Origin of the sequence: Marinomonas sp. MED121, assembly GCF_000153025.1 — a bacterium.
Taxonomy (GTDB): Bacteria; Pseudomonadota; Gammaproteobacteria; order Pseudomonadales; family Marinomonadaceae; genus Marinomonas.
Genome location: NZ_CH672432.1, coordinates 598,574 through 620,745 on the forward strand (window position 1 = coordinate 598,574; position 22,172 = coordinate 620,745).

The window sequence follows — 22,172 nt, forward strand, 5'->3', positions numbered from 1 at the left end:
AAGGCATATGAGGTGAACTTAATAGATGTTGAGATAAGATCTCATTTAGAATGCAGGTTTAACAAGAGGCCCAATAACACGAAAGCCATTGAGCCACTGATTTAAACCTTGGGTTTAAAGCGGTTTATTGATGAGTGCTCGAAAGATTCACACCCGCATAATCTTTATAGGCATACAAACCGATATGATAAACCCCAGACTTAACCGAACTAAACTCACAGCTTTCATTATTGCCTGATTCAAAAGGTCGGCAATCATAACTAGAAACGGTTGGACGATCCCCATAATTCACATACAAATCAGCATCACCTGAACCACCACTCATACTAATAGAAAGTGATGTCGCACAATCTGGAAGAGTTAAATCATAGTAAGTCCAGCTGTCTTGAACCCCTGAGACATTCGTTAACGCTAAATCAGACACGTCACAACTGGCACTATTTTCACTGGGTAAAGAGGTTAAGCGAACAGTCGTCACAGAGCCATCTTGATTAAATATTAATTGATAAAGCCTATCGTATTCACTCTCATCAATGGCAGAACCCGCTTCGCCACCCAATAAGCCCACCAGCTCTGGTGTGGTATTAGAGTGACCGACCACCATGGTATTACCATTTAGGGTTTTCAAACTTGCTGCAAAACCAGTTAAATCAAACGGGTCATAAGCTTGCACACCCACAGAGATCAGTTCACTTAAGGGTGCAGCGGTTTCTAAAGTGCGATTATAAGAGGTACTGTAAATCGTGTTAATTTTCGCATTTTTCAGCATGCTGGCGATATTTTCGGCCCTTAATTTACCCGCATCTGATAAGGATGGATTTGAACCTGAGTCGAGCTTTTCCGCATGACGTGTTAGATAAATGATATTCGCATCCGCTGCCATTAATGAAGAAGCATATAGGCCAGATAACGCCATACTCATACCGATAACAGAAACAGTTAAAGCCTTCTTAATCATGATAATTCCTTTTTATAACACATTGTTTTAGTTTATTTTTAATCTAACTTTCCACAAAGTTAGATCAACATACTAACAATGCTTTTGCCGCAACTGAGCAAAAGTTAAAAAGGCTAATATAACTAGATCAAAGGTCTCAGATTAGACTGGATTAGATTTGGGAGCCTGAGCTAAATCAATCCATGATCCCTTAAACCATTCTTTAAGTTAAGCCAACCATTCCTCTAATCTAGCAAGCATGCCCTTTACACGTTTTGGCAATACATGCTCTCGGCTAGTACAAAGGTAGATAGTTTCATTTACTGGGTTTAGAAGTGTATGCCGTTTAATCTTGTCCTGATAAGCAAAGGCATCCACCGCAAAAGCAGGTAAAACCGTAAAACCCAACCCTAAACTCACAGGTTCTAAAATAGCGCCAATTTGATTTGAAAAACCACTTTTTCGGATATCATCAATGTGGCTAAACTCAGGAAAATTTGTCCCTAACAGCAATGCCGCTTGATAAGCGCTGTCTGGATGCTGAATAAAACCTAAATCCGTCAGTTGCTGCCAGCTAATGGTTGAATTTATCGAAGGGAGAGTATTAATGAAATTTGCAGGCGTCACCAACACTAGCGCATCTTGAGCGACAGCCCGGCTTTTAATTTTCGGGTTGGTCGATAGTTTACTCATTAAGCCAATATCTAACTCACCTTGGCTCAATTGGGATTCGATCGAATCATTGGGGGCAAAGCGATAATCCATACTTAACCTAGGATAGCGCTGCTGCAAGGCCAAAACTTCTGGATAAAGCCTTAAACCCACACTGCCTGGTGACATTATGCTCACTTCCCCTTCAAATTCAGGGTCATCTTGCAAGCGGGTTTCTAGCGCTTCCATGGCCGCCAATATTTGCTTTCCTTGTTGATACACCTGATTACCCGCTGGGGTCAGGCTAAACTTTTTACCCTCACGTATTAACAAAACCTGCCCTAGAGACACTTCTAATTTACGTATGTGCTGACTGACACCTGACTGGGTCATATTTAGTTTGTCTGCTGTACGGGTAAAATGACCAAGCTCAACCAGAGTGCAAAAGCTTGTTAAAAGGATGGGATTTATCATTACAAAAAATACTCATTTTCATTATTAATGATAATTTAACATTATAAAATTCCCGATGTAACCTTATCAAAATGCTGATTAAACACAGATGATTTAACTTAGCCTAAATAAGGAATTGTTATGACCTACCCAAGAGCCTTTAACCATATAGGTTTATCCGTACCCGATGTAGACGCTGCTTTTAAGTGGTATACCCAGGTTTTAGGGCTATACCCTATTATGGAACCCACTGAAATTGCACGAGATGACAGTGCCATTGGCATCATGTGTGATGACGTATTTGGTGAGAGCTGGAGCAAGTTTAAAATCTGCCACCTAGCCACAGCAGATCGTATTGGCATCGAGCTGTTTGAATTTCCAGACAATGAAACACCAGACAACAATTTAGAGTATAAAAAAACAGGGATTTTTCATTTTTGTATCACAGACCCAGATGTTGAAGGTCTTGCAGAAAAGATAGTCGCAACGGGCGGTAAGCAACGTATGCCTGTTCGCAGCTATTATCCAGGAGAAAAGCCTTATCGAATGGTTTATTGTGAAGATCCATGGGGCAACATTATCGAGATCTACTCTCATTCCTATGAGTTAACCTACTCAGCAGGGGCGTATCAGAGTTAGCATAAATCAGAAAAATATAAGGCTGGCTGAAAAAAAAGAGTTAGGGAACCTGCGAATAAGTTCTCCCGCCTCAGCGTGTGGATAAAAGCAACTAGATTTATGGCGAGGGGCGCAACTTAATAGTTATTCTATTGATAAGATCCTCAACCTAAATATAGGGCTTTTAGACCACGCCCTTTGGGTCTTTGAAGAATACCTACGGCATTTCAGAAAAAATATCACTCTACGTTGTCCCTTCTTGAAAGGTACCTACAGTGACTTTCTATTAATAAATGTAAAGTGACGCCTGGTTTGACGCTTTTTCCTCACATACCTTAAAAGAGCAGACTGAGAAGAGGTTACTTAATCGCAGGCTCCCTAGTCTTATATTTGGAAGGCGTGCTAATAACCTAAATTCGATTCATAAGGATCTTCTGTTCTCTTTGCCTCATATTCCTCATAAGACATACTCGACCTCTGCATACACTCATCATATTGAGAAGCCGCCACGTTATTACAAGCAAACTGATTATTCGCCTGAATATTTTCATACAAATCTTTTTTGCTACAAGCTGAAATCAAGCATAGCAAAACACCAAACACGACCCCTTTTATCATCAAGATCTTTCCTTTTTTCATGAGCGCTTTATTAGGTAAAAACCGTCTTGATAATAGCACAATAAAAACAGTAAAAATCGACTAGAAATAAATGCTTAGTATGCACAAACGCATACTAAGCTCAGGCTTCGCCCATACATTATGCTTTACGATTTGTTAGCCAAATACTTTGATAAGGTTCAAGGCTAATCATCTGGTTCAAATCATGAATTTCCAGATCAGATAAGAGGTCAGACCAACGTTCTGTCAAAGATAAGTTCAATTCACTGATGGCAAGCTCAACGCTTTGATCAGAAATATTACTAATACAAAAGATACTCTGATGACGGTTCTGACTTTGGCGCCAAAAACCAAACAAGCTATGGCCTAAATGTAAGGTGAACTGAATAGCATTAGGATGAAATGCCGCTTGAGCTCGTCTGATATCAATCAAAGCCAACATCTGTTGAAACACCCTTGCATGATCACTGCCTTCATCAGCCAGTTGTGCTTCAAGGGCCTGATAATCCCAACGATGGCGATTAATTGCCCTATTGTGATGGGTATTCTCTAGCTTTTTATAGTCATTACGTGTGCCTAACAAGCTATGAATATAAAATGCTGGCATGCCTTCAAGGCCCATCATAATGACATGAGCACACAAGAAGCGCGCCATCCCCATGTCATCTTCACCCTTTGTCGTGCCCTTTAAAGCATCATACAGGGCAATATTCATTTCATAGGCTTTTTGTGTCCCATCTTCACTCATGCGCCAAGAGATTTTGCCACCAAAAGCCGTCATGGTATCCACCAGCTCAGTGACCTCTTGATCATTTAAAAGGCCTTCAACGGGTCTTAAACCAATGCCATCATGGGAGGCTAAAAAGTTAAAGTAGCAGGTGCCGTTTTGCGCAGCAGGCATACTCATCAACCAACGTTTTAAGTAAAGGCAATTACCCGTTATTAAGGTGTTAATTAACAAAGGCGGTAAGGAAAAATTGTAAATACAATGGGCTTCGTTGGCATTACCAAAATAGGTTAGGTTTTGCGTATTCGGAATATTGGTTTCTGTGATGATAATAGCATCAGGCTGGGCATGCTCAATCAAGCTACGTAACAATCTCACCACTTCATGGGTTTGCACAAGGTTAATGCAGTCTCTGTCCTGCTCTTTCCATAAAAATGCCACCGCATCCAATCTAAATATTCGCACCCCATAATCTAGATATAAGCGAATAATTCGCACAAACTCGATCAATACCTCTGGATTTCTAAAATCAAAATCGACCTGATCATGACTAAAAGTACACCAAACGTGCTGCTCACCAGAGGCTGTCATCACAGGTTTTAATAAAGGTGAGGTTCTGGGTCTGACCACTAAGGAATAATCCTGAGTGGGATCGCCAGTATAAAAGAAGTCACTGCCTTTGCCGCTGCCCTTGATAAAGTTATCAAACCAAATACTGCGACTAGAACAATGATTAATCACCAAGTCTGACATCAGACGCTTTTTGGAGGCAATAGCTTGAATATCTTGCCAATTCCCCAAGCCTTCATTGACCAAGGAATAATCTATTACGGAAAACCCATCATCCGAGCTATAAGGGAAAAAGGGTAAAATGTGCACACTATTAATGCTGTCTTTAACATGATCAGTGATAAAGTGCTGTAAGGTTTTCAGGGGTTTAACCCCTTCTTCTATCACACTGTCCCCATAGGTAATCATCACCACATCTTGCTCACTCCAGTGGTTGGCAAAAGGCTGGGGGAAATGGCATTTATCCGTTAACTTCATACACTCAATTAACGTGTCAGCTAAGGTCTTAAACTCCTCATTAAGAGGAATCCCCTGATAGATAAAAGCCAGTTGATGCTCTAATTTTTTGCCTAAATCACTGAGAACTTGATTCATCTTAGCTACCTTAATCTTTACCTATAAAATGGACATACGCTTATATTAGCGAAACTCTTCATTATCTAGCTCTACTGCTTCTTTTAGCTCTTCTAATACATTTGGCATGGCACTAATCACCCTATTCCAAGCGGGAATAAAGGGGGTTTCCATGGGGTTATCTAAAAAGTGTTGTCCGGCTTTCATGATATTTTTAGCAAACATCTCCACCGCTTTCTCTTCATTATGCACATCAAAATTCAAGCCATTCATCAAGGCATCGTGACGATAAATTTCCACATAATCTAATGCAATTCGATAATAGGTTGCCTTAAGCGTTCTAAAGGTTTCTGGGGTGAATGTTTCCCCTTGCGTCGCCAGCTTTCGTAAAAATGCCTTAGTGATATCAATCGACATTTTCGACAAACCACCTTGATCATTATTTAAGGATAAGTCTTGATGCTTATGATCATAGGTTTCTGCAATATCCACTTGGCAAACACGGTTATGAGCATAGTTTCGATGCATTTCACTAAGTACCCCTATCTCTAATCCCCAATCACTTGGAATACGTAAATCCGTTAGCACATCTCGTCTAAAAGAGAATTCACCTGCCAAGGGGTAGCGAAAACTATCCATAAAATCCAGATAATCATTGGCGCCTGCGACCTGCTTTAACGCCTTAATGATGGGAGTCACCAAGAGTCGAGAGACGCGACCGTTAATCTTGCCATCTGCCACTCTGGCATAAAGTCCTTTACTAAACTCATAGTTAAATTGAGGGTGTGCCACTGGATAAAGTAATCTTGCCAACAAATCCTTCTCATAGGTCAAAATATCACAATCATGTAGCGCCACAGATTCGGTTCTGTTGGAGGCAAGGATATAGCCCATGCAATACCACACATTACGGCCCTTACCACTTTCAACTGGCGCTAAACCTAAGGCCTGCAATTTAGCATCAAGTGCCTTAAGCCTTGGGCCATCATTCCACAGAATTCTATGTTGCTGTGGCAAACAAGAGAAAAACTCAATCGCGTCCCGATACTCAGCTTCATCAGCCCTATCCAAGCCAATCACTATCTCAGTTAAATAAGGTACTTCGGCGATTTTATTAATGATATTGGGTAAGGCTTTTCCGCCTAATTCAGAATAAAGCGACGGTAAAATCAAACCCAAAGGTCTGGTTTTATTAAAGTGAGTCAGCTCTGCTTCAAGATCCTGATATTCCCGTTGACCTAAATTATGCAAGGTCGTTACTATGCCGTTTTGGTAAAAATCAGCCATAAAGTTACCCTCAATAAAGTATTGTTTTTAAAATTTGATCTAGGCTTTGAGACCAACCTAAAGGCCCGTATTCTTGGGTTTGAATTTTTAACCCTTGCGCCGTTAAAGTAGGAAAATCGTGGCTTGGTGATTTCACTTGTACTGCAATATCAACCACTTCTAACATATCCAGATCATTACCACTGTCGCCCAACGCAATGGTTTGAAAAGAGGTATGGGGGGCATTTGCTTGATAAGCCTCTAACAGCCAACTCAGCGCCCGCCCTTTATTAGAATCCCCAACCACATGTAAAAAACGCCCGCCAATCAACACATTGGCGCCTAATGCTTTTATTTCCTGAATAAAATCTGCTTGCAGGGCTTTGCTGCCAAGCCACAACACAGGCTCCCCATAACATCTTTTAGCCGCTAACCTGGCCTGGTCATGGGTCAAACCTGTTAACTCACTAATATCTTTAACCGTTAATTCTGCGAAGGTTTTAAACTGCCCGGTATAATCAGTCGCGCTATTAGCTTTTAATGTTGCAATCATGCCCTGATAAACCTGCCTTTCCTTGGAAAAGCATTTCACCCAAAAGCCAGATTCAAGCTGAGTATTTAAGGGAGGGGTTTTAAAGTAATCTTGCGGGATATAAAGTGCAGCGCCGTTTTCAACAATAAATGGACTGGTTAAATTTAATGAATTTCTTATTTGGACCATTTCTGCAAAGGTTTTGCTACTGGTCAAAATGATAGGTATATGCTGTTCCTTTAACCTCCTTATCATGGGGATTGCTAACTCAGGACTATAAGTATCATGATCCAGCAAGGTGCCGTCTAGATCAGTGAATATAAGGGGTTGAGCTTGCATTAAGTTCCTCTCCTAGCTGGATACACGTAGCGCAAAAACCTGATGACCCGATATCAAACTCATTCTGACAAAGGGTTCATCTTGGTGCTGATGCTTTTGCTTTCATGTCTTTTCTTTTTACAACATCTATGCCAACCCAAAGAAATCTAATTAAGCGACTGATTTAAATGATAAAAATTTAAATCAGCTAGCATAAAACTAAAGAGTCAAATGATTATAAAACCCATAAGTCACGCATTAGGGCACCTATTAATAAGGCCGCACCATTAAATCGCACCAACATGGCGCACAAATACAGCGCACAAACACAGCACACATATAAGCCCCCCCAGTATCCCGTACCAATCAATCCAACTCACACTGAATCACTATTTGAAAATAAATAAAAAAATGGCTCGGATAAAAACAAACAGGGTCGCTTACCTGCATCTAGCTCGGTAAATTGCAGATAAAAGAACTTATTAAAGTATGTTTTGCAGCGTAAAAAAGGCATTTAAGCACTAAAATAACTAAGCATAGGAACAAGACGCCTAATTTAATGAACTAGCAATGCGTCTAATAAAAGACACTCGCAATACGGCTAATTAAAGGAGAGAGAAATGAAGTTAACCCTATATTCAGGCACACGAAATGCCTCTAGTTGGGCCATGAGAGCCTGGCTAAGCCTGAAGGAAACAAACATCGAATTTGAAGAAATTATTGTGGATATAAAACGTCCTCAGAGATGGCGAAACATCGCTGAAATTAGCACCTTTTCTCCTGCATCTCGTGTGCCTGTACTTGTCATTGAGCAGCAAACACCCGATCAAAAGAAGACAATAATCTATGACTCGATCGCCATCATGGAGTTTGTGAATGAGCTATCCAATAACCAGTTACTGCCAGATGATAGCTTGGTAAGAGCCGAAGCTAGATCCATGCTCGCTTGGCAACATGCAGATATGGGTAAGATCTGCCCTAGCCTGTCTTTTGAAAGCAGCTTTTATCCCGATAAGAAAATATTATCCGCAGATAATGTCAAAAGCGCTGAAGGCTTGTATCAAGTATGGGAAAACCTTCTTACTAAGTACCAAGGTCCTTACCTATTTGGTGATCTGTCCCTTGCGGACCTTACCTTAGTTCCTAGCGTTTTAAGGCTCACCTCTCACCTTGAACCATCATCACACTTTCCATTAACAAAAGCTTGGGCAGAAGGTTTATTAAACCGGCCCCATGTCAAAGCTTGGTTAGATGACGCCTATGGGTTAGAACCCATTTATTATGATTCTTACCTTCATTGATAAGGGTTGAGAGAGTCTAAGCTAACAGACTCTCTCAATTTTTAGTCAGCGTAAAAGTTAAACAGCCATTAATCCCTATTATCTGGATCAGACATATCTACTGCTTTATGAGAGGCTTTTAGCAAAGCATCATAAATAGCGGTTTCCACCTGTTTGGCTTTCAACTCATTCACCCCTTGCTCTGTGGTGCCATTTGGTGTCATCACATCTTGAGCAAGCTGGGCGGGCATTTTATCGGACATTTGTAGCATTTTACCGCTACCTTCTAAGGTTTTACCCACTAAACGCTTTGATTCTTCATAGCTAAAGCCTAATGTTTGAGAGGCTTTAATCATGGCATCAGCCATTAGCATTACATAAGCTGGGCCTCCGCCACTGATGCCCGTTGCGCCATCTATATCGCTTTCTTTCTCGACAAAAAAGAGTTCCCCCATAAACTGAGCCGCTTCAAGAAAAGCAGAATAATGCGCACTAAAAGTACCGCTAGAATTACCACTAAAATAGATAGGTGTGATGCCGACACCAAACTCACACGGTGTATTTGGCATGCATCTTACTACTTGGGAGTGAGGAAAATAGTGCTGAATTTCCGCACAAGATACGCCCGCCAGCATAGAGACAATTAAAGCAGGGTCATTAGCACCTAAGTCTCGGTTTTGCATGGCCAGATTAGGTAAGTCTTGAGGCCGAATACCTAAGAAGAGAATCTGTGTATTTTCGGGAAGCGCATCCCTCACCTCAATGTCACCAAGTCTTTGCGCCAGCCTTAGCCTTTCTTCACTTTTGTCGATAACACTCACTTGCCAAGTATTTAAAAAGTAAGGAAGTGTCGCCTTAAATACCGGAAAGCCCATATTCCCGACTCCCAGATAAACACAGTGACGATTATTCATTTAGATCAACTCCTTAATCCTATCCATTTTCGTTTTATATTCGAAAACTTGATGGTACGAATAGAGTTCAAACTTGCAAGACATCAATGCAAAAATAAAAACCAACAAATAAACTCAACACAAAAATGAGTAGTAACGAACACATACAAAATTTAGAAGCCGATACAAGAAGAGGAATATTATGAATAAGGTGGATTACCTCCATCCTTGGAGATATAAAAAATAAGACATGAGAAGAGAGTTTATCGAGCGATAATATCTAGCACTTCTTCAATGGTGTGAGTTAAAAGCTCGGCATTATCATAGGCCGCTTTTAAAGCCTCATCCTGGCTTTCTGCCACCTTAGTTGGCTGTTCGATAAACAGGCCTTTGGGTTGGTAATATTGATCAAGCACAACCACTAAAGGGATTTTAACCTCAGTAATATCTAGCTTATCGAGTAGCTTCTCTTGAGCAAAATCACGGCTAACAATTGAGATGGATATCTTAGGTTGAAGCTCGGCCATTGCACTAATCGCGGTGACATTTAACTGACAATCTGGACACCAAGTTTCACCCGCTATGAGTATATTAGCGTCCTGCTCCAAACTGGCAATGCTCATTGCCAGCGGTTGGGTTAGTTGACTTGTTAAAGCATCAGCCGCTTTAATCACAGCAAGCGCCTCTTCTTCAGTGCCTTGAGCTAAAAAGGTTTTAAAATCTATCCCTTGCTCAAAAAAGTTTTTAAATGCCATGCGCTAACCATCACCTTTACTTGTTATTAATCTCGAGCACTATCTTACCAGTCGCCAGCCACAAATAAATTAAAATCATTTTCACCTTATTAAGACGCGAGCAAGGGATAAATAAAAAGGTGAGATGGGCATGCCTACATTGAACTCGAGCTAAGATTAAACCCTCATCACAACTTTGCCTGTTGCATGCCCTGATGATAAGCGGTCATGCGCTTTAGCTACCTGCCAAATACTATAATCAGACTCATCTATCAGGGGCTTAATTGCGCCTGAGTCCACTAATGTCGCTATTTTCTCCAATATTTCACCATGTTTTTTTCGATTAATTCCCTCAACCAAAGGAATCAACATAAGCACACTATGAAAACTCAAGCTTTTTAACGCGACAGACAAAACATTCTCAACAGGCAAGGTAGTCACTACAGATCCATTAATTTTTACAGCGTCAAAACTTCGTTGAATATTCTCACCTGCGATGGTATCAAAAACTGCATCAAACCCTTTACCATTGGCATAGTTTGCGACATAGTCAGCGACCGATTCTTTTTTTACATTAATTAAATTATCTTGGTTAAATTGAGCGGCAGCCTCCATATTTCTAGGGGTACTCGTAGCGCTCACTTTAGCGCCAAAAAACTTTGCTAACTGTATCGCAATATGGCCAACACCACCTGCTGCCCCATGTATCAATATATGTTCTCTGGGTTGAATATTAAGTTTCTCCCTTAATGCTTCCCATGCAGTGATTGAAACTAACGGCAGCGCCGCAGACTCTCTCATAGACAATGTTTTAGGTTTAAGTGCGATTAAATCAGCATCAACTAACATGAATTCCGCTAAGGCTCCATCTATGCCAGCAATGCCTCCGGCACATCCATATATCTCATCACCTAGTTTAAAGCGGTTCACATCATCGGCTATTTCAACGACAGTTCCTGCAACATCTCCATGCAAGATATCAGGGAGATTTTCAGACCAAGGCGTATCTGAAGAGCGCAACATAGTATCTAAAGGGTTAACACTACTTGCTGCAACTTGGACCAGAACATGGCCTGGTTTTATACTTGGCTTACTCTTTTGCTCTAGTTTGAAGACATCACTCTGGCCTTTTTCTTTAACGACCATAGCCTTCATTCCCATTTGACTGAGGGTTGTCATAGTTTTTCCTTATCTGCACTCATTTCACTAATCAATATTTTCTTGGCGTCTCATACCAAGTGTTTAAATTAATCGAGATAAACACCTCACTAATTCATTGATACTTAGTTTAATCCTTGCCTAAAAAACCGTTAACACCACAAAAGGCAACTGACTTTTGCCTTTAAAGCAAACAACTTGTTAAAATTCACCTTTACTCTCACCGTGAGTAAGATTTTAAAGCAGGAATTAAAAGGTTAAGAAATGAGCCAAATCACCCGTTTACATTACTTTAATGCTGTCGTTGAATTAGGCAGTATTTCAGCGGCTAGCCAGCTTTATAATGTTCAGCCTTCTTCTATTTCTAGACAGATCATTGCACTAGAAAAAGAGCTATCAGTTCGTCTTCTAAGTAGAACAACACGTAATATAGGGTTAACTGAAGCTGGCAGAAAGTACTACGAGTATAGCCAGCGTATTGTGGCTGAATTAGATGAAGCAAAGCGTGTCGTAAATGATCTCCAAGAAAGCCCAAAAGGGCTGCTTAGATTAAACCTTACAGTGGGGTTTGGTGAAAGTGTGGTTTTACCGCTTATTCCGCTTTTCCTAGAGCAGTATCCAGCAATTAAAGTAGAATTAGACCTAACTGAAAAAGTGGTCGACCTTGTTGAAGACAATATCGATATTGCAATTCGAAGTGGGAAACTGGAGGACTCCAGCTTAATTGCAACCAAGCTAATGGACAACAATTTTATACCTTGTGCCAGCCCACACTATTTAAGCAAACATCCAGAAATAGTGTCTCCAGATGACCTGATTAAACATCAATGTATTCATTATGGTTACTCAGGTTGGCAGTCTTGGTATTTACTCGCCAATAAGAAACAAAGCTTAAACTTAGAGAAAACAATTAGTGTTAACTCAGTAAATGGTCAAAAGCAGTTAATATTAAATCACGCTGGTATCGCACTTATTCCTCAATGGGCAGTAAAAAGTGAGTTGGAAGAAAAATCATTATTGCAGCTTCTCCCGCAATACACCTTTAGCCCTAATGAACACCTTACATCTACCTATGGAATTTATCTGAACCGTCAATTTATTGCACCCAAAATCAGAGTGTTTTTAGACTTTATCAAGAAAACTATCATTGAAAATAGTCATTGAAAATAATCACAACTAAATCAAAGTATTAGAATAGGGAAACTGCGATTAAGTCACCTCTTCTCAGTCTTATCAGAAAAAGTGTCAAACAAGGCGTCACTTTGACGTAATGTAGGTACCTTTCGAGAAGGGACAACACAGGATGACACTTTTTTCTGAAAGACCCGAAGGGCGTGGCCTTAAAGCCTTATCTATAAGTTGAGAGCCTTATCAATAGAGTCACTATTAAGTTGCGACTCTCGCCTTAAATCTCAGGCGTTTTATCCACACGCTGAGGCGGGAGGACTTATTCGCAGCTTCCCTAGTAAACAACCCAAGGCCTCATTCTTTCACTAGACTCACATACGCCTCACCAAGCGCTGGCCTTTTCATGAGAGGCTTTATGCTAAAGCGCTTCTTGTCAAAGATTTAACAATCCACCCCACCAAGGGAGTAATCATAAAAGTAACAGGCAGGGCGACAGCAAATGAGATCCCCCAAGCAATGAACCAATTCGACAGCAAACGGATTAAGTCTTCTGCTCCAAGTTGTATAAGTGTCATGGCAAATGACATGGCACCAGACATTAATAACGCCATAAAGAATCCAAACAAAAAACTAGAATATTTAACATGAAACATTACCTTAACCTCCAATCAATTTAGTTACTCTTGTTTAACGCTAAGTTTAATTCTGGGTTTAATTAATTTGCTGGCGAACAAGGCTAATATGCAGGCGCTCGCTGGTTACTGTAAGGTCCATCTTTTCCCCTCTTATTAAGTCGCCATCTTTGACCAATTCACCATTAAGCAAACCTTCTCCTTGGCTGATATAAGCTAAAAACTCACCTTCTAGCTCAATATGTTTGCCTTGTTTCAACAAGCCAATATCAATCAAGGTGTGGCTATCAAAAGTCTCTGCTTGCAACTTACTCCCCCCATAAATACGGGTTAACTCATTCTCTTTTGGCTCATAAAGTTTATAAGCAGCAGGTTCGCCCAAGGTTTCGGGCAAGGCCCAAAGCTGAAGTATGCGATTCCCCGTAGCATCTGGATTAATTTCATTGTGCTCAAACCCTTCAGCACCGGCTCTTTGTGCTTGAACTTGATAACCAGAAAGAGACTGCCCGTGCTCTAACGAGCCTTCATGCTGTAAGTTGCCTTCTAGCATGACAGTAATCACATCCACCTCATGGTGAGGGTGCATTCTGGTTTCTCCATAAGGTAAATACCTTGCATCGGCTAAGAAAATAAACTGGCCTAAACCGTTCCAAGTTGAATCATCTCCCCCTACTTTTTTATCATGAATAAGGCGTGTTTCTTTAAGACCAGCAAAACCACCACGTTTAAGAGAATCTCTGTGTAAAATCGTCATAATCATTTCCTTTTAAATTTATTTGTTTGTTTTTTTGAAGCTAAAAACATTGTAAATAAAGAATTAAAATTAAATAATCAGAATAAATTCACTAATTTGTTCGAAAAAACTGAACACTTTAATTTAAGCCGTTTGAGGTAAGGATACAAAAATGAAGCTCACATTAGATGCACTTGAAGTACTCGATGCGATAGATAAAAAAGGCAGCTTTGCCGCGGCCGCCAATGCTCTCTTTCGTGTCCCTTCCACCCTGACCTATACAGTGCAAAAGCTCGAAGAAGACTTAGGCTTTGTGATTTTCAGAAAGGAAGGCAGGCGCTCTGTCCTCACACCAGCCGGTCGGGTTTTATTAGAGGAAGGCAGACATCTTCTACTGGCTACCCAAGCCATGATAGATAAAGCCCATCAAGTCGACTCTGGGTGGGAGGTTAGCCTTAATATTGCACTGGATACGGTTTGGGACATAGAACAACTCTTGCCCATTCTCGCTGAGTTTCAGCAACTCAATACGGGTGTTGAGATCAATCTGTTAGAAGAGGTCATGGGGGGCAGTTTAGAGGCTTTGATAGAAGACAGAGCCGATATTGTGTTAGGTGGACCACCGCCAAGCGCCACCATACAAGGCTTACAATTTAAAGAAATGATGCAAAGCCAATGGTGCCTTGTTACCGCCAAAGATCACCCGCTTACAAAGACAAGTCTTCCATTAACAAACGAGATGATGACAGCTTACACATCCATCGTCATCAAAGACTCATCCAGACAGTCTCCTATTCAGTCCCATCGAATCATGGCTAAGCAAAAACAAATCAAAGTCGCTTCTATGGCACAGAAAATCAGCCTCATAGAAGCAGGCATCGGCATTGGATTTTTACCCAGACACAAGATTCAAGGCAAGTTAGATGAAGGTACTTTAGTCACATTAGAAACCGCAGAGCCTACCCAGAGTACCCCTCAGTATTGTTCTTGGAAGCGCAATAACAAAGGCAAAGCAGCCCGTTGGTTTATTGATAGAATTTTGTCAGACAAAGTTTAATCATTTCTTTAAAGTGATAAGAACACACATAAATTATTAATAAATGAATCTTTATAAAAAGGTGTTTTATATATAAACCACTGATTAACAAAGAGATAAATGATTAATAAATGAATTGATCAGAAACCTTGTGAATTTAAAACATTAGATATAGCCAATTCAAATATCTTCATCACAAAGAAATAACAAAAAATCATATCTGTAATTGTTTGTTTTATGCACAATATTTTCATATTCTCGATTTTCAATAAAAATAAAACGCATGAAAATTCACTTTAAGGATATTTAATTAAACAAATCATCCATTAGGTGCATTTTCTCAATTAAGGGAAAAAATATGTTTGAAAATTCGACACGACTTAGCAAACCAGTTAAAAGCTTTTTGTGCCTTTCATCTATCTCCATGTCTATCTCAATGTCAGGCTTAACCTATGCTGCGCAAGACTATCTCGACTATGGCTTACATTGGGCCAAAATGGTGGGCGGTAATGAAAGCCAAGTAAAAGCCGTTAATCATGACGGTTCTCTTATCTCCCAAAATAGTAGCTACTATGATGACAGCAAACCAACAGTGATCTACTTCCATGGTTGGCAAAATGGATCAGCTGAAGAAGGATATCGCCGAGAAAACTTTGAATTTGCTGATATTAATGAAAACACCATGAAAACATGGAAAGAGCAAGGTTGGAATGTCGGTATTTTCCATTGGAATCAGTTTGCAGACGAAGGCGAAGTGAAAGATGCCGAAGCAAAAATGTGGAGCGCTAATGGCAATAAAGGCATGCGTTATCGCTTAAGCGATGGCAGCTATAGTACAACCCAATCACCAAGTATATCTGTTGGTGAAATTGCTTTTCAGCAAATTAGTACTGTGTTAGCAGATAATACATCAGGCAACATTCGCTTTGCAGGACATTCTTTAGGTAATCAACTCGCCGTGTTTGTCGCACAGCAAATCAATGATGGGATAAATAGTGGTTCACTAGCTAACAACCTCATGCCTGAACGTATTGCTTTATTAGATCCTTTTTGGTCTCAAGATGGAAAAAGTTATTTAGGTGACAAAAATGGTGATGGCCAAAATGACTGGACAGGTGAACGAGTTCGCTGGGCCATCAATGAGATGATTGCCGATCAAGACATTGCCGTAGAATGGTATAAAACATCTCTCATTTTTGATGTTTGGATTGGCGATCAAAATACCGCTTTAGAAAGTAATGTTGCTCTCATCAACAACCGTTTTTGGTATCTCAATGCTTGGGACATTACGTCAAAACACAACCATGCGCGCAGGTGGTATTTTCAATCCATGGATTCTGCTGCCCCAGAAGAAGTTAGCATTAATTGGTGGGGGACACGCAGCGAAACAGGCTATGATGCAGCCAGTGCTTCCACATCAGATAATCGCATAAAATTTATGATGGGAAATAGCTATGAATGGGATCAAGTTGAAGGTCGATATACTGCTGACCCTGCAGATGATCAATTTGAAGTTAAAGACTATTAAAGTCATGCTTTAACACTGTTAATACATGATAAAAAGGAATAATTGAGTGGGTAAACCTTAAACAAAGACTCACTCAGTTATTTTTACTTCACTAGTTTGGTTTTTACTATTCACTTAAACTTAAAAAAGCGAGATAAATAAATCGAGCACAAAACATCATTCAACATCAGCGTTTTGAAGGTACTTTCCTTCCTTAAGATCCTTTAAATATTGATGATACAGGCCGCTTTCTTTTAGCTTTTTAAGACCTTTATTAAATGACGCCATGAGCTGCTGATTCTTCTCGTCATGCTTCGATAATAAGAGATGAAGTGTCCTTTCATGTTCTGGTGTCATGCTTTTAGCATGATAGGTAAATAAGCCCGCTTGATTTTGCGTATATTGGGTCTGTAATAGGAAATAGCCAACTTCTTTTGTGATCGGGAAAATATCAATTCTGTTACGAAGTAGCATGGAGAAATTTAACTCATCATTCGATATACGTTGAATATTATACTCTTTTGATGCTTCCGCTTTTCGGTAATCCTCATTATAGGTATAGCCAATCGTTCCACCTATTCGCAGCCCTTTAAGGTCAGTAAACTCATTCCAGGCAAAGGGAAAGGATTTTAAATGGAAGAAGACCGTCTCGCTGGTGAAGACAGGGTCGCTATAATAGAATTTTTCTTGGATATCTGACTGATATCGCCAAACAGCCGTACCATTTAACTCACCATATTCAGCCATCTTCATGCCCCGCTTCCAAGGTACAAAATGATAGTGAACCTTGATCCCTTCTAGGGCAAACGCCTCTTCAATAATATGTGAGGCGACACCATGATGTTTAAGGTTTATTGAATGGTATGGCGGCCACTCACCATTTGCTAGTTTTACAATTACCTCAGACCAAGCCGTTGGCGATAATTGGAAAATAAAGAGCATTAAGAATATTTTTTTCACCGAACGCGCCTACATTTGAAACATCCCATCATACTAACGCATCATAACGAAAACACTTAACACTTAACACTTAACCCTTTACCAGAGATCTCGTGAATCCAGTGTGTGGCTAACCAAGCAGGCTGTTAACAGAGCAGTCCGCTTTTAAACTAAGCGCTAGCTGAACAAAATAACTAAACAAGATAACTAAAGAGCCCCTTGGGTAACTGGTTTTGAGCTAATCCACTGCTTGGGTGATTGTCCGTACATGCGCTTGAATTCTCTGCTGAATTGAGACGAGCTAACATAGCCCACTTCCATCGCAGCTGAATTAACACTCATACCGCCAGCTATCTTGATTGCCGCGGTATTGAGCCGCATGGATTTTACAAATTGAATCGGTGACATCATGGTAGCTTGCTTGAATTTACGATGTAAAACGGCCCGACTCATACCAAGTTGAGAGGCCATCACCTCGATATTTATTGGCTTAGCTAGGTTGTTTGATAAATACGCTATGCTTCTAGCAATGTCATTGCCCACTCCAAATGCCCCCCTTGCAGATGCCCCCGCTGCTCCTTTTAACACAGCGTAATACAACTCTCGTAACCGCCCTTCTCCTAAAATCGAAATATCAGCAGGGTTCTTTAGTAAGTTAAGCAAGCGTAAAAGCGCATCAGTAAAGGCATCATCCCAATCAGAAAACGTAAAGCTTGGCGACAAACCGCTTGCTTGAGACTGGCGAATAGCACCTTGAGCCGTATCCATTTCTAGTGCGAGTTCTGTCATGACTTTTGTATCCAATGAAATATAAACACCTAACAAAGGGTTTTCAGAGGAAGCCTCTGGCGTGCCAGCCTCCACCGGCATAGAGATAGGGCAACACATATATTGACGACTGTCGTAAACATACCTTTGGCCATTGATGATCGCTTCTTTCGACCCACTCAAAATCACAACAAGAGTCGGTTCATAAATAGCAGGGGCGCAGCGAACTGGACGAGTGACGCGAAAAAGCTGTACCCCCTTCACACCGGTTTCCACCATACCATCATCATGAATATTCGTTTCAACAAGTTGTTTGATTAATGCTTTACTCATACACGCCACGTATATCAATTCTTCTTAAATGACAGTTAGATATTTTTCAAAGACTTTTCAATATCGATTAAAAAAACAGGTCAATTAGGCATAAATAAAACGCCGATTAAAGACAGATTCAAATTAGCACCAGAGATTCAACAACTCAATACAGCGATACAAATAGGCATGTTTTAGAGACTATTTCGCCTATTTACCCTCAAACCTGAGAGTTATATTTATCTGCAATGAAAAACACAAATGTACTGACCTTTAAACACAGACAAATTTTGGATTATAAACAATGACGCAAACAAACACATTTGACCCCCAAGGCTGGACACCAGAACGACTTGGCTCTCTTATGGGCAAAACCTATCTTATCACTGGCGCAAATAGTGGCGCAGGCTTCCAAGCAACCCGCACTCTGCTGAGCAAAGGTGCAAAAGTCATCATGCTTAATCGCAACACTCAAAAGTCCATCCTTGCCATCACAAATTTAAAGCAGGAATTTGGCGATAAAGCAGAAGTCAGTTTTATCAGCATGGATCTCGCCATTCTTGATTCAGTAAGAGAAGCGGCGACACAAGTATTAGACACAACAAAGCAAATAGATGCCCTCATCTGCAACGGCGCCATTGCCCAAGTTGCTAAGCAAGAAATCACCCAAGATGGCTTTGAAAGCCAACTCGGCGTGAATCACTTTGGTCACTTTCTCCTATGTGGCATGCTTTTCGATCGAATAGAAACGTCCCAAGGACGTATCGTTGTTGTAGGCAGTAATGCTTACAAAATGGGTTTAAAGAAAATTCAATTTAACGACCTTAATTTTGATCAAAAATACACGGCATGGGATTCCTACGCTCAAAGTAAGCTAGCTCAAATGATGTTTGCCTACCAGCTACAAGATCGTATCAAGGCAGCAGGCAAAAACACCAAGGTGTTTGTATGTCACCCGGGCGCATCCAGAACCAACTTGCTCATGGATACAGCCAGCACTTTTAACAAAGTGCTTTGGTCACTTCTTTCACGAATCATTGCGCAATCTGCACAAAAAGGCGCTTGGCCAGAGGTTATGTGTGCTACTCAAGATGGGCTCGCCCAAAAGCGCCTATATGGTCCAACGAAAAGAGCCGACACGGTTGGCCCAGTTGGAGAGTGCTCATTAGATAATGTCGCCTTAAACCAAGATATGGCCAATCAACTTTGGGCCTTATCAGAAGAAAAAACCGCCCTGACTTGGTCATTCTAAAATGAAGATTAAGCTCATCACTTTCTTGATGCTAATACTCACAGGCTGTGCGCAAAATAATAACTACCCACAATTGGAGCTAGTTAAAGCGTCTGAACTCGACGATCAGTTTATAGAAAAGCAAACGGGTGATAAAAAACAAATTGGCATAGCCTTTGGCGGCGGTGGTATCCGTGGCTATATGCACCTTGGCGTGATCAAAGCCTTAGAAGAAGCCCAAATAAAAGCAGATATAGTCACAGGGTCTTCGGCGGGTTCCATTGCCGCCACCCTTTATGCATCAGGCAAACCTTATGTTGAGTTGGAAAGCATCATCAGTAATTTTAATGAAACAGATATCATGGATATGGTTTTATCACGCAAAGGGATAATGAATGGGCAAAGCCTAGCCCAATGGATCAATGATTCAGTACCACAGCAAAAACTCTCAGACATGCCCATCCCTATTGGGATTACGGCAACCGACATGACAAGCCTAGAGTCTGTTCTAATTAGAGATGGAAGCCCTGGCGAAGCGGTGCAAACCTCTTCCACAATTCCTGGTGCTTTCATTCCTGTTGAGCATGAAGATCATCTGCTAGTTGATGGAGGAGTATTGAATGTCGTACCAGTAGAGTATGCCAAAGCGATGGGGGCAGATTTAGTCATTGCAGTGGACATATATTGTGGCAACCAAAAACCAGCTAAAAACACCTCTTTAAGCATGCAGCTATCAACCTTTAGGTTACTTGCCTGCAAACTCAGTGAAGCAGAAATCAATCGTGCAGACATAGTTATCAGACCTGATTATGAACCAGATGAGAATCGAAATTTTAACTCGAAAAAAGATGCGATCAATGCAGGTTACAAAGCCATGATGGCGCAAATGCCTAAGCTGGAAAAATTGCTAAAAGAGCTTTAACACAGAAAGGTACTAAGAAAAGCAGATGCTAATCAGTCTGGTTAAGTTCTATCAACGTAAAGAAAGGCTGTAAATAGCTAATTTACTTGAGAAGCTATCTACAGCTGCGACATAATCAGCCCACCTTAATACTGACTCGCTAATAAAGAATGAAAAAACATCTAGGATTTGCCCTTAACATTATCGCTATTGGCCTCTTCATCCCTGGGATAATGTTGCCCATGCTGTCTTTATCCATGGAGATGGGCATCAATGTAATGGGCTCTAACTTCACACCCAATTTGATCGATAAAGAGTTATCCATTATCGCCACAGTTGAAGAGCTATGGCTAGATCAACGCTTTATTGTGGCAGTACTGATTTTTTTATTTTCCGTTTGTATTCCCTTACTAAAAACTTCATTGGTTAGCTTTTCATACTTCATTAAAAATGCCGATAAAGAAGCCAAAATCTTAAAGTTTGTCGCTAGTATCGGAAAGTGGTCCATGGCAGATGTTTTCACTGTCGCGATTTTTTTGGCTATCTTATCGACTAACCACAGTGAAACCGTAAATAGAGAAGCCATCTCAGCCTTTGGTTTAAACATTGATTTACTCATCAGTAGCCAAACCCTATCTGCAGCGGGAGCAGGCTTTTACTATTTTACGGGCTATTGCTTATTGTCTTTGTTAGGTACACACCTAAGCCAAAGCAGCCATAAAGCAAAGGCAAAAATAGTAGTTGAGCAAAGTTAATAAAAACCAGTTACACCAAGCCACCACCTCTCGTTCCCAGAACTGACTTCTCTGGGAACGAGGTGAATTTTTTATCATACCAACTTACTCCCCCACTCTTTTATAAAAGCTTCTCTCTCAACCTGACCAAGAAACCTATTACTTCCTGCAAATACTACATAGTTAAAGCCGAATACTTCATTGAATAGCCAGAGGTTAATTTAATGAAATGGGTAATATTAGATAAACGAAATGGTTATGTGATAACTCATCTTTAAAGCCTATGGGGTTAGGAAGTAATTGAAATAATTTATTGAGGGCTGAAACATGTATAAAAAAATGGAAAAAGTAAAACCGTTTAAGAAAACTCTTGAAGAAAACAGAGTTATCCAAAAAATCACAACAATGAATCAAATGTCATGTCACGCTTGGGCTTTAAATGGCAACAGGATAACAGCTCAGCAAACTAACATTGATTACACCGAATTATGTAGTGATATAGGAAATCAATACGATAATGGATCTAATTTACACGGAAGACCACTTTCTACAATAAGAAGTGAAACGATGCAAACAATTGCACTTCTTAGCCGACCTAGGACAGTCGATACAGATGATGACATTTGGCTATGTGGTGCTTTCAATGGAAATGATGTTACACCATCACATCTTTGGCTAGAAAACAGAACAACAAATTGGACTTACGACACTATGCCAGGACGAGGAATAATAAGTGTTGATAGAGTTGGTATAAACGGTCACGCATTTCAACCCGGATGTGAAGCCTTCCAAATAGCGGCTAATAATATAGCCCGTGTACGAGTGGATGGTTTCACACGAGATCAATATAACTCAATTTAAGCGGTTTAACGAAATTAAGCCCCCTTTCATTAATTTTCTAAGTTGAAGTCACCAATACGAGG

Annotated in this window: 22 protein-coding genes; 9 read left to right on the forward strand and 13 right to left on the reverse strand. The window is 40.5% G+C overall.

The window, feature by feature from the left end; translation table 11 throughout:
• Window positions 1–124 precede the first annotated feature (124 nt).
• Together MED121_RS24120 and MED121_RS18065 are read right to left on the reverse strand one after the other, a co-directional pair.
• On the reverse strand, window positions 125–958 hold the full coding sequence (locus tag MED121_RS24120) for a pre-peptidase C-terminal domain-containing protein (protein ID WP_009835198.1): 834 nt from the start codon (window positions 956–958) through the stop codon (window positions 125–127).
• A gap of 207 nt (window positions 959–1,165) precedes the next feature.
• Window positions 1,166–2,062, reverse strand: coding sequence for a LysR family transcriptional regulator (locus tag MED121_RS18065; RefSeq protein WP_009835199.1), 897 nt, complete (start codon window positions 2,060–2,062; stop codon window positions 1,166–1,168).
• A 114-nt stretch (window positions 2,063–2,176) separates the two neighbouring features.
• On the opposite strand from MED121_RS18065, the gene MED121_RS18070 reads away from it, so the two are divergent.
• Complete coding sequence (locus tag MED121_RS18070; RefSeq protein WP_207382840.1) at window positions 2,177–2,680, forward strand: lactoylglutathione lyase family protein; 504 nt, start codon at window positions 2,177–2,179, stop codon at window positions 2,678–2,680.
• A gap of 381 nt (window positions 2,681–3,061) precedes the next feature.
• On the opposite strand, the gene MED121_RS18075 is transcribed toward MED121_RS18070, so the two are convergent.
• The 4 genes from MED121_RS18075 to MED121_RS18090 form a co-directional block, all read right to left on the reverse strand.
• The gene (locus tag MED121_RS18075; RefSeq protein WP_085987764.1) at window positions 3,062–3,277 is read right to left on the reverse strand and encodes a hypothetical protein; all 216 of its coding nucleotides are present in this window, start codon (window positions 3,275–3,277) and stop codon (window positions 3,062–3,064) included.
• A 139-nt stretch (window positions 3,278–3,416) separates the two neighbouring features.
• Entirely contained in the window at window positions 3,417–5,168 is a 1,752-nt protein-coding gene (locus MED121_RS18080) for an alpha-amylase family glycosyl hydrolase (RefSeq protein ID WP_009835202.1), read from the reverse strand.
• 45 nt (window positions 5,169–5,213) lie between these two features.
• The gene (locus tag MED121_RS18085; protein WP_009835203.1) at window positions 5,214–6,434 is read right to left on the reverse strand and encodes a glycosyl transferase; all 1,221 of its coding nucleotides are present in this window, start codon (window positions 6,432–6,434) and stop codon (window positions 5,214–5,216) included.
• Between the two features lie 10 nt (window positions 6,435–6,444).
• Window positions 6,445–7,284, reverse strand: coding sequence for an HAD-IIB family hydrolase (locus MED121_RS18090; protein WP_009835204.1), 840 nt, complete (start codon window positions 7,282–7,284; stop codon window positions 6,445–6,447).
• Window positions 7,285–7,883: 599 nt separating this feature from the next.
• Here MED121_RS18090 and MED121_RS18095 point away from each other — a divergent pair.
• Window positions 7,884–8,564: a glutathione S-transferase family protein gene (locus MED121_RS18095; RefSeq protein WP_009835205.1), complete on the forward strand. Its 681-nt coding sequence runs from the start codon at window positions 7,884–7,886 to the stop codon at window positions 8,562–8,564.
• A gap of 68 nt (window positions 8,565–8,632) precedes the next feature.
• Here the strand turns inward: MED121_RS18095 and MED121_RS18100 are convergent, their stop codons facing one another.
• The 3 genes from MED121_RS18100 to MED121_RS18110 form a co-directional block, all read right to left on the reverse strand.
• Complete coding sequence (locus MED121_RS18100; protein WP_036181021.1) at window positions 8,633–9,457, reverse strand: pyrroline-5-carboxylate reductase; 825 nt, start codon at window positions 9,455–9,457, stop codon at window positions 8,633–8,635.
• Window positions 9,458–9,699: 242 nt separating this feature from the next.
• Complete coding sequence (locus MED121_RS18105) at window positions 9,700–10,191, reverse strand: thioredoxin family protein (protein WP_009835207.1); 492 nt, start codon at window positions 10,189–10,191, stop codon at window positions 9,700–9,702.
• A gap of 156 nt (window positions 10,192–10,347) precedes the next feature.
• Window positions 10,348–11,349: a zinc-dependent alcohol dehydrogenase family protein gene (locus MED121_RS18110; protein WP_009835208.1), complete on the reverse strand. Its 1,002-nt coding sequence runs from the start codon at window positions 11,347–11,349 to the stop codon at window positions 10,348–10,350.
• A 243-nt stretch (window positions 11,350–11,592) separates the two neighbouring features.
• Here MED121_RS18110 and MED121_RS18115 point away from each other — a divergent pair, with 243 nt between their 5' ends.
• Window positions 11,593–12,492, forward strand: coding sequence for a LysR family transcriptional regulator (locus MED121_RS18115; RefSeq protein WP_009835209.1), 900 nt, complete (start codon window positions 11,593–11,595; stop codon window positions 12,490–12,492).
• 377 nt (window positions 12,493–12,869) lie between these two features.
• On the opposite strand, the gene MED121_RS18120 is transcribed toward MED121_RS18115, so the two are convergent.
• Both MED121_RS18120 and MED121_RS18125 read right to left on the reverse strand, forming a co-directional pair.
• Window positions 12,870–13,109 (reverse strand): DUF2798 domain-containing protein, encoded by a 240-nt coding sequence (locus MED121_RS18120; RefSeq protein ID WP_036181023.1) that lies wholly within the window; start codon window positions 13,107–13,109, stop codon window positions 12,870–12,872.
• 58 nt (window positions 13,110–13,167) lie between these two features.
• The gene (locus MED121_RS18125) at window positions 13,168–13,842 is read right to left on the reverse strand and encodes a pirin family protein (protein ID WP_036181025.1); all 675 of its coding nucleotides are present in this window, start codon (window positions 13,840–13,842) and stop codon (window positions 13,168–13,170) included.
• Window positions 13,843–13,993: 151 nt separating this feature from the next.
• Here MED121_RS18125 and MED121_RS18130 point away from each other — a divergent pair, with 151 nt between their 5' ends.
• Entirely contained in the window at window positions 13,994–14,878 is an 885-nt protein-coding gene (locus tag MED121_RS18130) for a LysR substrate-binding domain-containing protein (RefSeq protein ID WP_009835212.1), read from the forward strand.
• 337 nt (window positions 14,879–15,215) lie between these two features.
• Window positions 15,216–16,385, forward strand: a complete 1,170-nt coding sequence (locus MED121_RS18135; protein WP_116371659.1) for a cell adhesion protein — start codon at window positions 15,216–15,218, stop codon at window positions 16,383–16,385.
• Window positions 16,386–16,541: 156 nt separating this feature from the next.
• Here the strand turns inward: MED121_RS18135 and MED121_RS18140 are convergent, their stop codons facing one another.
• Both MED121_RS18140 and MED121_RS18145 read right to left on the reverse strand, forming a co-directional pair.
• Window positions 16,542–17,324, reverse strand: coding sequence for a transporter substrate-binding domain-containing protein (locus tag MED121_RS18140; protein WP_036181027.1), 783 nt, complete (start codon window positions 17,322–17,324; stop codon window positions 16,542–16,544).
• A 186-nt stretch (window positions 17,325–17,510) separates the two neighbouring features.
• Window positions 17,511–18,404, reverse strand: a complete 894-nt coding sequence (locus MED121_RS18145; protein WP_009835217.1) for an AraC family transcriptional regulator — start codon at window positions 18,402–18,404, stop codon at window positions 17,511–17,513.
• Between the two features lie 283 nt (window positions 18,405–18,687).
• Here MED121_RS18145 and MED121_RS18150 point away from each other — a divergent pair, with 283 nt between their 5' ends.
• The 4 genes from MED121_RS18150 to MED121_RS18165 all read left to right on the forward strand — a co-directional run bounded on the left by MED121_RS18150 (window position 18,688) and on the right by MED121_RS18165 (window position 22,110).
• Window positions 18,688–19,635, forward strand: a complete 948-nt coding sequence (locus tag MED121_RS18150) for an SDR family oxidoreductase (protein ID WP_009835218.1) — start codon at window positions 18,688–18,690, stop codon at window positions 19,633–19,635.
• A 1-nt stretch (window position 19,636) separates the two neighbouring features.
• Window positions 19,637–20,536 (forward strand): patatin-like phospholipase family protein, encoded by a 900-nt coding sequence (locus MED121_RS18155; protein WP_009835219.1) that lies wholly within the window; start codon window positions 19,637–19,639, stop codon window positions 20,534–20,536.
• Between the two features lie 149 nt (window positions 20,537–20,685).
• Window positions 20,686–21,270, forward strand: coding sequence for a paraquat-inducible protein A (locus MED121_RS18160; RefSeq protein WP_009835220.1), 585 nt, complete (start codon window positions 20,686–20,688; stop codon window positions 21,268–21,270).
• Between the two features lie 306 nt (window positions 21,271–21,576).
• A complete protein-coding gene (locus tag MED121_RS18165; protein WP_009835221.1) occupies window positions 21,577–22,110 on the forward strand; it encodes a hypothetical protein in 534 nt (177 codons plus the stop codon).
• Window positions 22,111–22,172: the final 62 nt, after the last annotated feature.